Raw genomic sequence first — 14,237 nt, 5'->3', positions numbered from 1 at the left:
CAGCGAGGACCCCTCACGCGATCAACACGCCCGATAGGAGAGGGAGTTCGCCGAATTCCGTGATGTCCGTTTCGGGTCGCGTCGCGTCCTGAACACTTACCGGCGGACCCGGCTCGCTCTGTGTCGTTTCAGTCGCTGTGCGGCCGTCATATGCCGTGCTTCTTCAGGATGGCCTCGATGTCGCTGAAGTCGTCCCCGCTCTTGGCGCGGGGCGCGGCGGCGGGCCGGGTCGCCGGGCGTACGGCCGGGCCGAGGGAGGGCGCGGAGGCCGTCGGCGCCACGGCGTCGGACTGCGCCGAGGCCCGGGCCGCCCTGCGCTCCTTGCGGGTGCCGCCACGGCGGCGCTCCACGGCGCGGGTGCCGGTGAAGAGCAGCCAGGCACCGCCGAGTACGACGAAGCCCGCCCAGGCCATGGGACTGAACGCGGTGTCGGCCACCCAGCCGACGACCCCGGTCATCACCAGGCCGACGGGCACCAGCGAATAGGCGGCGATCCGGGCGGCGGAGAGAAATCGCTTGCGGTACGCGGTGACCGCCGCGATGCCCAGGCCTGCCGCGGAGGCGGCGGAACAGACGGTCTCGGCAATCATCCGGTCCTCCAGGCAGTTCCGTCGGGCACTCTCGGGCACTCTCGGTCGGACGAGGTCGGCGGTCCGCTCGGACACGCCGGCCCGGCAGGTCGCACTTCGTCCCTTCCATCCTGCACCGTCCGGTCCCCGGGATGCCATGCCCCGGCAGGACATCAGGGACATCTCCGGGTCGCATCCTCCCCAGGTCCCGGTCGGCGTCGTACGCCCGCGCCCCTTGGAACCCGTGGTCCCGGTTGGGGCGGTGGATCCGGGGCTGGGAGACTGGTCCCATGAGTGACCTCTCCTCCGCGCGCACCCCCGTCCTCGACGTCTGGTGCGAGCTCCAGTGCACGGACTGCCGCACCGCGCTGGAGGATCTGCGCGCCCTACGGGCCCGCTACGGCGACCGGCTGGAACTGCGGCTACGGCACTTCCCCATGGAGAAGCACAAGCACTCCTTCGCCGCCGCGCAGGCCGTCGAGGAGGCCGTGGAGCAGGGGCGGGGCTGGGACTACGTCGAGGCCGTGCTCGGCCGGGTCGAGGAGCTGGACCGTAGGGGCGAACCCTTCCTGGTCGAGGTGGCCGCCGAACTCGGCCTGGACGCCGAGGAGTTCGACACGGCCCTGATCGACGGCCGGCACATCCTGATCGTCGACGCCGACCAGGCCGAGGGCAAGGCCATCGGCGTGACCGGCACCCCGACGTATGTCATCGACGGCGATCGCCTCGACGGCAGCAAGAGCCAGGAGGGGCTGCGCGCCCGCATCGAGGAGATCGCCGACCGGCTGCTCGCCGGGGCCGAGTGAGCAACCGGCAAGGTCTCAGAGCAGGCTCTTGTACAGGTGGTAGACGACCGTCTCGTAGCCGAGTGACTCGTAGAGCCGCTCGGCCGGGGTGTTGCCCTGGAAGACGTTCAAGCGGATGACCGGCAGACCGGCCTCGATGCCCTGTGCCTCGGCCAGGAGCATCAGGGTGCGGCCGTGGCCCTTGCCCCGGTGGCGGGCGTCGGACTCGACCTTGTACACGAAGGTCTTGCCGTCGAGGAGGCCCGTCCAGAGCGTGCCCACCGCGGTCCCTTCGTGCTCCAGGACGCTGAAGGTCATGTCCGTGGTGGCGAGTCCGTCGGGCAGCAGTTCGGTGTTGGTCTGCTCCGCCCTGGCCCGGGCCTCCTCCTCGGGCACCCCGCGCTCGATCCAGCTCTTCGCGAAGTCCTGCGTCCCACGGTCCTTCCACGGGCCGAACTCCGCCTCGGTCATGGGCCGTCCCCGGCTCCCGGCGGGCAGTTCGGGCGCGGTGTCGCCGAGCGGCTTCTCCATGTGGCGGTTGCGGACGACGTATCCGAGGGCGGTCGCCACCTTGAGCGCCGCCTCCGCCTCCGCGGGCACGGAGGCCTCCATCCGGTCGCAGCCCCAGCCCCTTACGACCTCCTCGGCGGCGAGCGCGGCCACTGTGCCCCGGCCGCGTCGACGGTCCGGTTCCTCGATGCTCAGGTCCAGGATCTGGGCCACCGAGTCACCGAAGAACGGACTCGTGCCGAGGCGAATCGCGCCGACGGGACGGCTGTTCACACACACCTGGTAGCGGCGTGAACGCGTCCCGTCGGCCTCGTGCTGAAGCGGCTCGGTCGGCCGCAGGGTCGTGGTCATCAGTTGTGTTCTACCCGACCCGGAGCACCAGGTCAGCCCATTAAATCGGGCGTTTACGGATCAAGATCGTCGGCCGACCGCTCGTCGAAGACGCGCATCGCCTTGGCGGTCACCGGCCCTGCCGCGCCCGGGAGTTGGCGGTCGTCGAGCAGATGGACGGCCTGTACGTCCCGCAGCGAGGACGTCAGGAAGACCTCGTCGGCGTGCTCCAGGACGTCCAGCGGCAGGTCGGTCTCCTTGGCGCCGGTCCATTCGACGGTCAGGGCGCGGGTGATGCCGGCGAGGCAGCCGGAGGTGACCGGCGGGGTGTGGAGCTCGCCGTCCAGGACGACGAAGACGTTCGACCCTGTCCCCTCGCAGAGTTGGCCGACCGTGTTGGCGAACAGGGCCTCGGAGGCGCCGTGTTGGTGAGCGCGTGCGAGGGCGACGACGTTCTCGGCGTAGGACGTGGTCTTGAGTCCCGCGAGGGCGCCGCGCTCGTTGCGGGTCCAGGGGACTGTGACGACGGCCGTGGAGTCCGGGCGACGACTGGCCTCGCCGAGTGCGACGACAAGGGTCGGCCCGTGTTCGCCACGGTCCGAGCCGAGGGGGCCGTGGCCGCCGGTGTAGGTGATGCGGAGCCTGCCGAACGGCATCGGGTTGGCGGCGAGGACGGCCGCGCAGCCGCGGCGGACCTCGTCCAGGTCGGGGTCGGGCAGGCCGAGACCGCGAGCGGAGCGGGTCAGCCGGTCGAGATGGCGGGTCAGCGCGAACGTCTTCCCGTCCGTCGCCTTCACCGTCTCGAAAATGCCGTCGCCCACGGTCAGTCCGTGGTCGAAGACGGAGACACGGGCGGACTCGATGTCCTGGAGCCCGCCGTCGAGCCAGATCTTCATGAAAGAGCCCCTCCGCTCACGTCGTACGCGCCCGACGCTACCGCGAGCAGTCGTGACGCCTTCAGCTCGGTCTCCCGCCACTCCCCCTCGGGGTCCGACCCCCAGGTGATGCCGGCGCCGGTGCCGAAGCGGAGCACGCCGTCGGCGCGGTCGATCCAGAAGGTGCGGATGCCGACGGCCAGTTCGCCGGTGCCCCGGTCGGCGTCGACCCAGCCGATCCCCCCGCAGTACGGGCCCCGGGGCACGGTCTCCAGGGCGTCGATGATGCGCAGGGCACTCGACTTGGGGGCGCCGGTGACACTCCCGGGCGGGAAGGCGGCGGCCAGCAGCTCCCGCCAGGCCGCGTCCGTGGGCAGCTCGCCCCGGACCGTCGACACGAGATGGACGAGACCGGGGTGCTTCTCGACGACACACAGATCCGGCACGGTCACGGTCCCCGTGCCGCAGACGCGCCCGAGGTCGTTGCGGACCAGGTCCACGATCATCACGTTCTCGGCGTAGTCCTTCTGCAACAGGTCCGCCTCCGTCCGCCCGGTTCCCTTGATCGGGCCGGACTCGACGACCCGCCCGGTGCGGCGCAGGAACAGTTCGGGTGACGCGGTGGATATCTCGACACCGTGCCCGGGCAGCCGGATCGTTCCTGCGTACGGCGCCGGGTTGCCGCGCGCGAGCAGCGCGGTGAGGGCGTCCACGTCGGCGTCGGGGGCGACCGGCGCCGACAGGACGCGGCACAGGTTGGCCTGGTAGACCTCGCCGGCCGCGATGTGCTCCCGGATGCGGCGGACGCCGGCGGTGTAGGCGGCCCGGTCGAGCGAGCTGGTCCAGGCGTCGGTCACGGGGCCGCGCCAGGCGCCGGGGACGGGTGCCGGGACCGGTTCGGGTCGTACGTCGCTGAAGCGCGCGCAGGTCAGACGGCCCTCGAAGTCGGCCGCGACCGCCCAGAAGCCGGTGGAGTCCAGGGCTTCGGGATCGCTGGTGACATCGAGGAGGCCGGTGGCGACGCGGCCGCCGAAGCGGGCGAGAGGAGCGAGGTCGTGCACGCCGTCGAGTCTATGGCGGGTGTCTCACAGGTTGCCCGGCCGTGTCACCGCGGGTGCCCTGGCCATGTGTTCCCGTAGTCGCAGGCCAGCACGCTGCACAAACGCGTTTTTGTGCTGGCCGGGGAATCCGCTAGAGTTCAACTCGTCGCCGCGACGCGCAAGCCGAGCGGAAACGACAAGCGGACGTAGCTCAGTTGGTAGAGCGCAACCTTGCCAAGGTTGAGGTCGCCAGTTCGAACCTGGTCGTCCGCTCGCAGGAAGTGGGGGATCTTCCCGAACCCCTACGCTCCTGGTGGAGTGGCCGAGAGGCGAGGCAACGGCCTGCAAAGCCGTCTACACGGGTTCAAATCCCGTCTCCACCTCCAAGGACGATTAGCTCAGCGGGAGAGCGCTTCCCTGACACGGAAGAGGTCACTGGTTCAATCCCAGTATCGTCCACTGGTCCGTAAGGACTTGGTCCGCAAGGATCCCCGCGCGATTAGCTCAGCGGGAGAGCGCTTCCCTGACACGGAAGAGGTCACTGGTTCAATCCCAGTATCGCGCACGCACCGCCCATGATCCCCGGATCGTGGTCCCGAGGACGATTAGCTCAGCGGGAGAGCGCTTCCCTGACACGGAAGAGGTCACTGGTTCAATCCCAGTATCGTCCACACTCCGGAACCCCCGGCCGTCTCGTACGGCCGGGGGTTCTTCCGTGTGCCGGTCAGCTGGAGAACAGCATGTGACCGAAGCTCTTGTGGCGGTGGTGGCTGCCGTGACCGCCGTAGTGGCCACCGCCGTGACCGCCGCCGTGCGGGGCGCCCCAGGCGGGCGCGGGCGGGGCGGGGTAGGCCTGCGGGCCCGGGGGCGGCGGGGCGGGCTGCTGCCACTGCGACTCCACGCGGGTCAGCGCCTCCAGCTCGCCGTAGTCGAGGAAGATCCCCCGGCAGTTGCTGCACTGTTCGATCTGGACACCGTTGCGGTTGTACGGGTGCATCGGCGCATGGCACTTCGGACACTGCATGCTCGGCTCAACTCCTCGGCCGTTGGTACGTCTTCGTGTTTCCCCAGGACAGACTCCGTCCGACCCCGGTCGGTTGCACCCTACTTCGCGAATCCGGGCGTCAACTCGGGCGGGACGGAACCCATTCGGTCACAGGCGTCCACAACCGCTCCCTCCACCTCGTCCAGTGGACGGCCCGCCGCGACCGCCTTGACGATCGCCAGGGCCGCGGTCTGCACGGTCAGGGCGCGGGCCGGGACGTCCAGGGCGGGCCAGGGGTCGCCGTCCGCGGGGACGGCCGGGCCGCCCGCCGCGCGGTACGCGGCCAGGAAGCGAGTCCACTCGTCGGGCGGGAGCAGGCCGCAGGCGTACCAGGCGGCGGGGCGCGCGAGGTCCCATCCGGGGGTTCCTACACCCAGGTCGTCGACGTCGATCAGCAGCCAAGGACCGTCGGGGGCCGGGTGCCGGACGAGCTGGCCGAGGTGGAGGTCGCCGTGGCAGAGGGTGGTCGTGTCCGGCTGGGGTGCCTCCGCGCGGGCCCACGCCGGGAGCAGGGTCCAGGCGTGCAGGACCGGGACGGCGGCGGGGTGGCCGCCGACGGTCTCCCTGAGGCGGGTGATCGCCCGGACCGCCTTGAGGGGGCCGCGCATGGGTGGGAGCGGGGTCGGGGCGGGGGTCCGGTGGAGGCGGGCGAGGAGGGTGGCGGCGGCTTCCCAGGGGGCCGCGTCCGGATCATCCGGGTCTACGGGGGTGCCGTAGGGCCAGAAGGTCACCTGGCGGTCGTGCAGGGTGACGGGGGTGGGGTCCAGTGGGGGCAGGAGGATGCCGGGGAGGTGTGTGGCTGCGGTGAGGCGGGCGGTGAGGTCGGTGGGGTTCGTGTGCGGGGCGTGCGCCTTGGCGACGGTGGCTGCGTGGCGGACGACTGTGCCGTCGGGGCGGTCCGTGAGGGTGGCTCTGCCGGGAGTGCAGGGGCAGGCGGGAGTTTGGGTGTGCGCTGCGGTGATGGCTCGGGCTGTCAGGTCGGGCAGCAGCTGGTGGGTGGCCGTACTGATCTCGGTGCTGAGCCGCAGTGACGGATCTGGTATGAGTGCAGGCACGTGGTCCCTCGGTTCGGTGTGCGAGACGGCGCGAGCCTACGCGTGTCTCGAAGCCAGTGACCGTGACGTCTCCCAGGCCGGTGCCCCTCGCCCAGCCGGATCGAGCGGTCGGGCCAACTTCAAGACGGGCGCCCGAGGGGCCCTGCCGACCACAGCAGGACCCCTGAGCCGCTGAGCTCTAAATCAGGTCGCGCAGCCAGTCCAGGAGGGCGCGCACGATCCCCGATAGGACGCCGCTCACCGCAGCGTTGCCGAGGCTCTCACGGGAACGGCGAGGGCGACGCGTGAACTTGCGAAGCATAGTCTGGGTACTCCTTGTCGTCGGTCGACTACGGGCGACCGGCCGGTCGAGCACCAGGAAAGGCCGACAAGGAGTTCACCGGGTTCAAATGAACAAAAGAAACTGCACGTCGGGGGCGGTACGGATGACGGCTGGCGAGTCTCGGGACCCTTATCAGGCGCGCGAAGAATTGAAGCGCCTGTTGAACGACCTCCTTGAGCGTCGCGGTTGGAGCCAGGCCGATCTCGTCAGACAACTCGAACTCCAGGGCACTAGCCTGGTGAAGGCGACGATCAGCAAAGCGCTGGACCCGGACCATCCAGCACCCGGCACGAAGTCGCTCAAGCACATCGCGAAGGCTCTGCAAGCCACAGCGAAGGAAGAGAAACGTCTTGAGTCGCTGCGGACGCTGGCGACCCGTTCGCCGGATCTGCTGGAGCTGTATCTGCTGGCGGCGCGACGTGCCGTCCGTGAACATCCTTACGCAGGCGTCCTGACGGGGGAAACGCCTCCTTTGGCCTCTGTTTACCTGCGCCAGTGCGCGCACGTCCGTGAGAGCGGGCCGCAACCGTCATCGCTGCGTGCCGAGTCGTCGGTGTCCGGCGAGGAACTCCTGAGCAGGGACGGCAACTGTCTCGTGCTTGGAGGGCCAGGCGGCGGCAAGACCAGCCTGCTGCGCGTCGGTATGACGGCCGCGCTGGAGCACCGGATGCACGGCGACGTGGATACCTTGGTGCCGATCCTTCTCCCAGCCGCCGAACTCGCCACAGCGCGCCCCTTGCCTGAGGCGATCGTGGAATCCGTGACCTCGGAACTCGTCGGCTTCGGCTTGATGGAACGCATCCCTCCAGACTTTTTCCGTGCCCCGCCCAGCCATGGCTCCCGGTGGCGACTCCTGGTCGACGGGCTGGACGAGGTTACCGATCCCACAGGGCGAAGACGGGTGCTACAAACGCTGGAGGCGATCGCGCGCGACGCCGAGGCCTCGCCATACCGGTTCGTATTGGCGACCAGACCGCTGCCGGGCGACATCTTCGACACGCTCCACAAAACCGTGCCTCAATACGAGCTGCGTCCCTTCGAGCCCGAAGAACTCACCGCCTTCGCCGAACAATGGTTCAGCTGCCTGGAGTTACCCGATCCCGCCACGCTCGCGCGCTCTTTCGTGGCCACCGTGTCGGACTCCGGGCTGCTCGAACCGGCCTGCACTCCCTTGATGGCCACCATGCTGTGTCAGTTGCGCGCGAAGGCTCCGGAAGGACCGCTGCCGCTCAACCGGGGTGCTGTGTACCAACATTTCGTCGATCTTCTGCATGAACGTCAGCACTCGGGCGGGCGGGGTGGCATCACCACGCAGACCGAGGCCGCTCTGGGACGCTACGGTCCCGACGCACTCGAACGTGCTCACCGCGCCATCGACTGCCTCGTCGGCATCATTGCGCACGTGGCGGCCGAACAGCACCGGGGAAACGCGGCCGACGTGCTGACCATCGTCGACGCGCATCCTGGCGCCGACCGTCCGGTCCGAGTACCGCCGGCCGCCTGGAACGACTTCTTGGGCGAGGCATTGCGCCGCAGCGGGCTGCTGACCGTGCATGCGGGCAAGTTCGTCTTCCTCCACCAGACGCTGATGGAGCATCTGGCCGCACGGCACATCGCGGATGACGACGAGGCGAGCGACCTCGTCGTACGCGAGCTGTTCGTCGACGCCTGGTCCCAGCGATCGATGCCATGGGCGCGCAGGAAATGGCACCATCCCCCGGAAGAAACCTCCTTCCTGGGCTTCCTTCTGGATGCGTGGCGCGCTCGATGCAGGGACGTCGACGGGCAGTTAGAGCGGCTCGCAAAGCGCGGAGGGCTCGCCGGCTGGACATTCATCGTCGGTCAGAAGGCGCTCGGTACGGCCCTGCCGAGCCCCGTGGTCGACACAGCCGTCAGGAAACTGCACACCTTGGCGCTCGGCTCCAAGCCGTTCGACGAGCAACGAGTATCCGCGGCAGTGAGCCTGACGGAGCTCGGCGACGAGGACGGCCCGAACATCCTGGCCGAGCTGGCCGGAGGGTTCACGCTGAGAGGGGATCTCAGGGTGGAGGCAGCCCGCCGTCTCGCCATCCTGGGGGATTCACGCGGCCGGGATTTGCTGGCGAACATGGCCACGGGCTCCGTGGACACTAGCCCCAAGGGCACCCGGCGCCGCGCCAAGGTGGCACACATCATGGCCACCTATGTCTTCGACCATCCCGACCGCATGCAGATGGCCGTGACGTACTACGGAGCAGACGTATGTGGCATGGTGCGGGTAGAAGCGGCAGCCACGCTGAGCCTGCTCGGGGACGACCGGGCCATGAGCCTACTGACGGATCTGGCCATGTCGTCCGACCCAGACCTGCTCGCCGAGCACCGGGTGGTGGCAGCGGACTTCCTCGCTCGCCACGATGTCTCCAGCTGCTGCGACGCCCTGGTAGACATCGCGACCACCTCGGGACACTGGGACCACGCACGCGTGGACGCTGGTAAAGGCTTGATGAAGCTGCGGGACCCCAGAGCCCCCTACATCCTGGACAGCCTGGCAGACGACCCCGAGCTGACTCCGCCCGAGCGAGCCAGAGCCGCAAAACACCGAAAGCGGTACAGCTGGTAAATGATGGCCGCATGGAAGCGGACGAGACAAAAAAAGCAAAGCCGGCGCAGCTCCCCAGCTGCGCCGGCTTTTTTTGCCGTCCGCCGCACCCCCGTCCCCACGGGGTTTCATGGGTTGATGTCCCCGCCCGGACCGCTCTTCCGGGCCTGGGGTCGCCGCTCAGCGCCCCAGCATCACTCCCACGGACGACGCCTGTGTGGCCACGGTCTCCCAGCCGTCGAAGACGACGAGGAGCAGGACCGCCAGGGGAAGTGCCATCAAGGTCGCCACCAGCGGGTGGCGACGGCCCGTGCGGCGGGTGCGGAACGCCGCGTTGTACGCCTTGCGTCCCTCTTCGCGGATCAATGCCCGCGGTGCCGTATGGGCCATGGTCCCTCTCCTGACCGTGCTCCGTTGACCGAACTCAGTTGTCGTTGGCAGCGGCGGGTGTCTGACCTCGGGGGACGAGTGCTGCACCCGCCGCTTGACCTCAAATCTAGGCGTGCGGCGGGTGCGGGTCGTCATGCCCTCGTACCGATTGCCGGGCCTCCCGGAGGATGAGCAATGACCTGCGAACTACTCCCCTGGGTGGAGACGGGGACCTAGGTCTCGGGGTCTTCCCGGAGGGGGCGTCCGGTGTGCCCCGCTTTCTCTGAGCTGTCCTCACGCGGGACCGGCTGCTCGACCAGGGCGAGGACCCGGGTCGCCATGAAACGGGCGGTGCGCACGACGGAGCCGTTGCGGGTGACTTCGCTCACTTCCACGACACCTCGTCGTACCGCCGTCTCCACCCTGCGGCCTGCCCTGCTCGCCACCACCTCGTATGTACGTGTGGTGTCGCCGGCGTCCACCACTATCTCGACGCGATCACCCTTCACGCGCTCAATCCCCCTTCTGTGATGGTTGGTTGGGGTCGGGGGCGATATGAAGTCCTGCTGTTCGCACGGCCTCTGACCACCCTTCAAAGTTTCCCACCCGGCACTGACAATCCGTCGGTCCGAGAGGGCGCGGCCTTTGCGCGCGGGCGGCTGTGGAAACGTAAGCTGTCGCTCGTCACACGGACCGGGCAGCGGGGATGAACATGGCGATGATGCGCCTGAGGCGCGAGGACCCGCGCGTCGTCGGCTCGTTCAGGCTTCACAGACGGCTCGGCGCGGGCGGAATGGGCGTCGTCTATCTGGGTTCCGACCGCAAGGGCCAGCGGGTCGCGCTGAAGGTCATCCGGCCGGATCTGGCGGAGGACCAGGAGTTCCGTTCGCGTTTCGCGCGCGAGGTGTCGGCCGCGCGGCGGATCCGGGGTGGGTGCACGGCCCGGCTCGTCGCGGCGGATCTTGAGGCCGATCGGCCGTGGTTCGCGACGCAGTACGTTCCCGGGCCCTCCCTGCACGACAAGGTCGCCGACGAGGGGGCGCTCGGTGCGGCCGAGGTCGCCGCGATCGGGGCCGCCCTGTCCGAGGGGCTCGTCGCCGTGCATGAGGCCGGGGTCGTCCACCGGGACCTCAAGCCGTCCAACATTCTGCTTTCCCCCAAGGGCCCGCGGATCATCGACTTCGGGATCGCCTGGGCGACCGGGGCGTCGACGCTCACCCACGTCGGTACGGCGGTGGGGTCGCCGGGGTTCCTCGCGCCCGAGCAGGTGCGGGGGGCCGCGGTCACGCCGGCCACGGATGTGTTCTCGCTCGGGGCCACGCTCGCGTATGCCTCCACCTCCGACTCGCCCTTCGGGCACGGTAGTTCGGAGGTGATGCTGTACCGCGTGGTGCACGAGGAGGCGCAGCTGCACGGCGTACCGGACGCGCTTGCTCCGCTGGTGCGGGCGTGTCTGGCGAAGGACCCCGAGGAGCGGCCCAGCACTCTCCAACTGTCCTTGCGGCTCAAGGAGATCGCCGCCCGTGAGGCGCAGGGGTTGTCGGATGTACGGCCGCCCGCGCCGCGTGGCAGCGAGGCCGATCGGCCCACCGGGCGGCTCACCGAGAGCTATCCGGAGCAGCAGCGGACGCAAGGGGGGCGGCGGCCGCAGGGGCCGCAGGGTACTCCGGCGCCGCGCGGTGCGGCTCCGCCTTCGCGGGGTGGGGGCAGTGCGTCGCGTGGGGGTGGGGGCGTTCCTTCCCGGCCGAGTCAGGCGCGGCAGACTCCGGCTGGGCGTAACACCACACGCTCCTCCGGTAACGGCAGTGGTAGCCGTCCCGCTCCGCGTAATGGCGGCGGGCGGCCGGGGCCGCGGACCACGGGTACGGGGCGGCGGCCCGCCAATCCGCGGCTGTTGCGGCAGCGGTTGTTCGTGTTCGTCGTGGTGACCCTGCTGGTCGCGCTCGGGATCGCGGTGGCTCAGGGGTGTTCGGGGCCGGCGCATGGGCTTGGGCGTACGGGGGACGGTGTGCAGCGGGTCGTGGGGGCGGACGGGCGGTTCGGGGCTGTGGGTGGTTTCGCCGGGTAGTGAGTGGTGCGGGTCGTGGGGTTGTTTCGCCCCCGCCGCCCCTGCCCGTCCCGTCCCTGGAGGCTGCCGCCCCCAGACCCCCGCTTCGGCCTGAACGGCCTCGTCCTCAAACGCCGGACGGGCTGAAAATCCAGCCGTGCTTACAACCCCGGCAGCACCCGCTCGAAGAACTCTCGGTCCGCGTCGAAGAGTGGGGTCATCGTCAGGAACTCGGCCGGGGTGACCCAGCGGACCTCGGAGACCTCGCCGGGGTCGGGGACGATCGTGCCGTTGCCTGTTTCGGTGGCGGTCCACCAGTGGAGGCGGAAGACGCCGTCGTCGGTGTCGGACTGCCAGACCTTGGCCAGGGGGGAGACCGTGAGGCCGACCTCCTCGTGGACCTCTCTGACCAGGGCTTGTTCCTGGGTCTCGCCCGGTTCGAGTTTGCCGCTGAGCGGGGCCCAGTAGCCGGAGCGGGCGGAGTCGGGGCCGCGGCGGATGACCAGGACGCGGTCCGCGCGCCGGAGGACTGCGACGATCGCCTCGCGCTGCGCCAAGCCGTGCTCCCTAGAGTTCGGGGCGGCCGGTGGCCACCGCGTAGAAGGCTACGGCAGCGGCGGCGCCCACGTTGAGGGAGTCGACGCCGTGGGCCATGGGGATGCGGACCCATTCGTCGGCCGCCACCAGGGCCTGGGTCGAGAGGCCGTCGCCCTCTGCCCCCAGCATCAGGGCCACTCTGTTCATGCGGTGCGGGGCCGCCTCGTCGAGGCTCTTCGCCTTCTCGTCGGGGGTGAGCGCGAGGAGCGTGAAGCCCGCCTCGCGGACCGACTCCAGGCCCTTGGGCCAGCTGTCGAGCCGGGCGTAGGGGACCGAGAAGACCGCGCCCATCGAGACCTTCACGCTGCGGCGGTAGAGGGGGTCCGCGCAGTCTGGGGAGAGCAGGACCGCGTCCATGCCCAGTGCCGCCGCCGAGCGGAAGATCGCGCCGATGTTGGTGTGGTCGTTGACCGACTCCATCACCACCACCCTGCGGGTGGTCTGGAGGAGTTCGTGGGCCGTGGGGAGCGGTTTGCGTTGCATGGAGGCGAGGGCGCCCCTGTGTACGTGGTAGCCCGTGACACGTTCGGCCAGCTCCGGGCTCACCGCGTAGACGGGGGCCGGGAGTTCGTCGATGACGTCCCGCATGACGTCGACCCACTTCGCGGACAGCAGCATCGAGCGCATCTCGTAGCCCGCGTCCTTGGCCCGTCTGATGACCTTCTCGCCCTCGGCGATGAACAGGCCCTCGGCCGGTTCGCGCTTGCGGCGCAGCTCTACGTCGGTCAGGCCCGTGTAATCACGCAGGCGCGGGTCGTCGGGATCCTCAACGGTGATGAGATCGGCCACAGGGTGATACTGCCTTGTCCTGGGTGTCGTGCCAACGGCTGGGAACGGGTTGTGTTACCCGGGGTTACGCGAGGGCCTTCGGGCCTACGGTGGCGACCGCGCCGATGACGATCACCGCCGGCGGCTTCACGTCCTGTGCGCGGACGGTCTCGCCGACCGTCGCGAGGGTCGCGTCCACGCGGCGCTGGGCGGCCGTGGTGCCCTCCTGGACCAGGGCGACCGGGGTGTCGGCCGGTTTCCCGTGCGCGATCAGGGTCTCGGCGATCTTCCCGATCTTGTCCACGCCCATCAGGACCACCAGCGTGCCGGTGAGCTTCGCGAGGGACGGCCAGTCGACCAGGGAGCGTTCGTCGTCAGGGGCGACATGGCCGCTGACCACCGTGAACTCGTGTGCGACTCCGCGATGGGTGACCGGGATACCGGCCGCGCCCGGTACCGAGATCGAGCTGGAGATGCCGGGCACGACCGTGCACGGGATACCGGCCTCCGCGAGCGCCTGGACCTCCTCCATGCCGCGGCCGTAGACGTACGGGTCGCCACCCTTGAGTCGTACGACCGACTTGCCCTGCTTGGCGTGTTCGATCAGGGCGTTGTTGATGGCCTCCTGGGCCATGTAACGGCCGTACGGGATCTTCGCCGCGTCGATCACCTCGACGTGCGGGGGGAGTTCGGCGAGGAGGTCGCGGGGGCCTAGGCGGTCGGCGATGACGACGTCGGCCTCGGCGAGGAGGCGGCGGCCGCGGACCGTGATGAGGTCCGGGTCGCCGGGGCCGCCGCCGACGAGGGCGACGCCGGGGGTTCGGGTGCGGTGGTGGGGCGCCACGAGGGTGCCGTCGCGAAGGCCTGCCACTACCGCGTCGCGGATCGCGGCGGTGTGGCGGGGGTCCCGGCCGCGCGCGTCCGTGGTGAGGACGGCGACGGTGACGCCCTCGCTGTGGCCGGTCGCCGGGGTCCAGGCGGTGGCCTGGTCGGCGTCGTCCGCGCGGACGCACCAGACGCGGTGGGCTTCCGCCTCGGCGGAGGCGGCCGTGTTGGCCTCGGGGTCGGTGGTGGCGATGAGCGCGTACCAGGCGTCCGCGAGATCGCCTTGCGCGTACGGGCGTCGCTCCCAGGTGATCTCGCCCGCGTCCGCCATGGCTTCGACGGAGGGGGTCGCCTCGGGGGATACGAGGGTGATGTCCGCGCCCGCCGCGATCAGCGCCGGCAGGCGGCGCTGGGCGACCTGGCCGCCGCCCAGGACGACGACCCTGCGGCCGGTGAGGCGGAGGCCTACGGGGTAGGCGGGGTTTTCGGCCATGAGGGTGCGGCTCCCTTTTGCGGCGTGCG

At 70.0% G+C, this 14,237-nt stretch carries 14 protein-coding genes and 5 tRNA genes; 8 read left to right on the top strand and 11 right to left on the bottom strand.

Annotated elements, in window-relative coordinates:
• Positions 1–146: 146 nt before the first annotated feature.
• Complete coding sequence (locus tag SSP08S_RS04270; protein ID WP_026178168.1) at positions 147–590, bottom strand: hypothetical protein; 444 nt, start codon at positions 588–590, stop codon at positions 147–149.
• A gap of 269 nt (positions 591–859) precedes the next feature.
• Between SSP08S_RS04270 and SSP08S_RS04265 the strand changes: the two genes are divergently transcribed.
• Positions 860–1,375 (top strand): DsbA family protein, encoded by a 516-nt coding sequence (locus SSP08S_RS04265; RefSeq protein ID WP_019066335.1) that lies wholly within the window; start codon positions 860–862, stop codon positions 1,373–1,375.
• 15 nt (positions 1,376–1,390) lie between these two features.
• Here the strand turns inward: SSP08S_RS04265 and SSP08S_RS04260 are convergent, their stop codons facing one another.
• From SSP08S_RS04260 to SSP08S_RS04250, 3 genes are read right to left on the bottom strand one after another with little or no spacing between them, the layout of a single operon-like run.
• Complete coding sequence (locus SSP08S_RS04260) at positions 1,391–2,215, bottom strand: GNAT family N-acetyltransferase (RefSeq protein ID WP_019066334.1); 825 nt, start codon at positions 2,213–2,215, stop codon at positions 1,391–1,393.
• A gap of 53 nt (positions 2,216–2,268) precedes the next feature.
• Positions 2,269–3,090: an aminotransferase class IV gene (locus SSP08S_RS04255; RefSeq protein ID WP_019066333.1), complete on the bottom strand. Its 822-nt coding sequence runs from the start codon at positions 3,088–3,090 to the stop codon at positions 2,269–2,271.
• A complete protein-coding gene (locus SSP08S_RS04250; RefSeq protein WP_019066332.1) occupies positions 3,087–4,130 on the bottom strand; it encodes a chorismate-binding protein in 1,044 nt (347 codons plus the stop codon). The genes SSP08S_RS04255 and SSP08S_RS04250 overlap by 4 nt, the downstream gene beginning before the upstream one ends.
• 179 nt (positions 4,131–4,309) lie before the next feature.
• Here SSP08S_RS04250 and SSP08S_RS04245 point away from each other — a divergent pair.
• From SSP08S_RS04245 to SSP08S_RS04225, 5 genes are all read left to right on the top strand, one after another.
• Positions 4,310–4,382 (top strand) — tRNA-Gly (locus SSP08S_RS04245).
• A 39-nt stretch (positions 4,383–4,421) separates the two neighbouring features.
• Positions 4,422–4,495: transfer RNA gene (locus SSP08S_RS04240), tRNA-Cys, on the top strand.
• A 1-nt stretch (position 4,496) separates the two neighbouring features.
• Positions 4,497–4,568, top strand: a tRNA-Val gene (locus SSP08S_RS04235).
• A gap of 34 nt (positions 4,569–4,602) precedes the next feature.
• Positions 4,603–4,674: transfer RNA gene (locus tag SSP08S_RS04230), tRNA-Val, on the top strand.
• Positions 4,675–4,708: 34 nt separating this feature from the next.
• Positions 4,709–4,780, top strand: a tRNA-Val gene (locus tag SSP08S_RS04225).
• 53 nt (positions 4,781–4,833) lie between these two features.
• On the opposite strand, the gene SSP08S_RS04220 is transcribed toward SSP08S_RS04225, so the two are convergent.
• Complete coding sequence (locus tag SSP08S_RS04220) at positions 4,834–5,133, bottom strand: TFIIB-type zinc ribbon-containing protein (RefSeq protein ID WP_078532333.1); 300 nt, start codon at positions 5,131–5,133, stop codon at positions 4,834–4,836.
• 80 nt (positions 5,134–5,213) lie between these two features.
• Positions 5,214–6,209 (bottom strand): phosphotransferase family protein, encoded by a 996-nt coding sequence (locus tag SSP08S_RS04215; RefSeq protein ID WP_019066330.1) that lies wholly within the window; start codon positions 6,207–6,209, stop codon positions 5,214–5,216.
• A 389-nt stretch (positions 6,210–6,598) separates the two neighbouring features.
• Here SSP08S_RS04215 and SSP08S_RS54785 point away from each other — a divergent pair, with 389 nt between their 5' ends.
• Positions 6,599–9,130 carry an NACHT domain-containing protein gene (locus SSP08S_RS54785; protein WP_158697128.1) on the top strand — a complete coding sequence of 844 codons (2,532 nt, stop codon included), beginning with the start codon at positions 6,599–6,601 and terminating at the stop codon, positions 9,128–9,130.
• 159 nt (positions 9,131–9,289) lie between these two features.
• On the opposite strand, the gene SSP08S_RS04200 is transcribed toward SSP08S_RS54785, so the two are convergent.
• Together SSP08S_RS04200 and SSP08S_RS04195 are read right to left on the bottom strand one after the other, a co-directional pair.
• Complete coding sequence (locus SSP08S_RS04200) at positions 9,290–9,499, bottom strand: hypothetical protein (RefSeq protein WP_026178166.1); 210 nt, start codon at positions 9,497–9,499, stop codon at positions 9,290–9,292.
• 212 nt (positions 9,500–9,711) lie between these two features.
• Entirely contained in the window at positions 9,712–9,987 is a 276-nt protein-coding gene (locus SSP08S_RS04195) for a DUF8836 family protein (protein WP_019066326.1), read from the bottom strand.
• Positions 9,988–10,184: 197 nt separating this feature from the next.
• Here SSP08S_RS04195 and SSP08S_RS04190 point away from each other — a divergent pair, with 197 nt between their 5' ends.
• Positions 10,185–11,546 carry a serine/threonine-protein kinase gene (locus SSP08S_RS04190; protein WP_019066325.1) on the top strand — a complete coding sequence of 454 codons (1,362 nt, stop codon included), beginning with the start codon at positions 10,185–10,187 and terminating at the stop codon, positions 11,544–11,546.
• A gap of 140 nt (positions 11,547–11,686) precedes the next feature.
• Here the strand turns inward: SSP08S_RS04190 and SSP08S_RS04185 are convergent, their stop codons facing one another.
• From SSP08S_RS04185 to cobA, 3 genes are all read right to left on the bottom strand, one after another.
• Positions 11,687–12,082, bottom strand: coding sequence for an NUDIX domain-containing protein (locus SSP08S_RS04185; protein WP_019066324.1), 396 nt, complete (start codon positions 12,080–12,082; stop codon positions 11,687–11,689).
• Between the two features lie 10 nt (positions 12,083–12,092).
• Positions 12,093–12,911 (bottom strand): TrmH family RNA methyltransferase, encoded by an 819-nt coding sequence (locus SSP08S_RS04180; protein ID WP_019066323.1) that lies wholly within the window; start codon positions 12,909–12,911, stop codon positions 12,093–12,095.
• A gap of 64 nt (positions 12,912–12,975) precedes the next feature.
• Positions 12,976–14,208 carry a uroporphyrinogen-III C-methyltransferase gene (cobA, locus tag SSP08S_RS04175; protein WP_019066322.1) on the bottom strand — a complete coding sequence of 411 codons (1,233 nt, stop codon included), beginning with the start codon at positions 14,206–14,208 and terminating at the stop codon, positions 12,976–12,978.
• Positions 14,209–14,237 lie beyond the last annotated feature (29 nt).

Source organism: Streptomyces hokutonensis, assembly GCF_000376565.1.
GTDB lineage: Bacteria > Actinomycetota > Actinomycetes > Streptomycetales > Streptomycetaceae > Streptomyces > Streptomyces hokutonensis.
The sequence above is the reverse complement of the archived record's forward strand: the minus strand, read 5'-3'. Positions and strand labels throughout refer to the sequence as shown.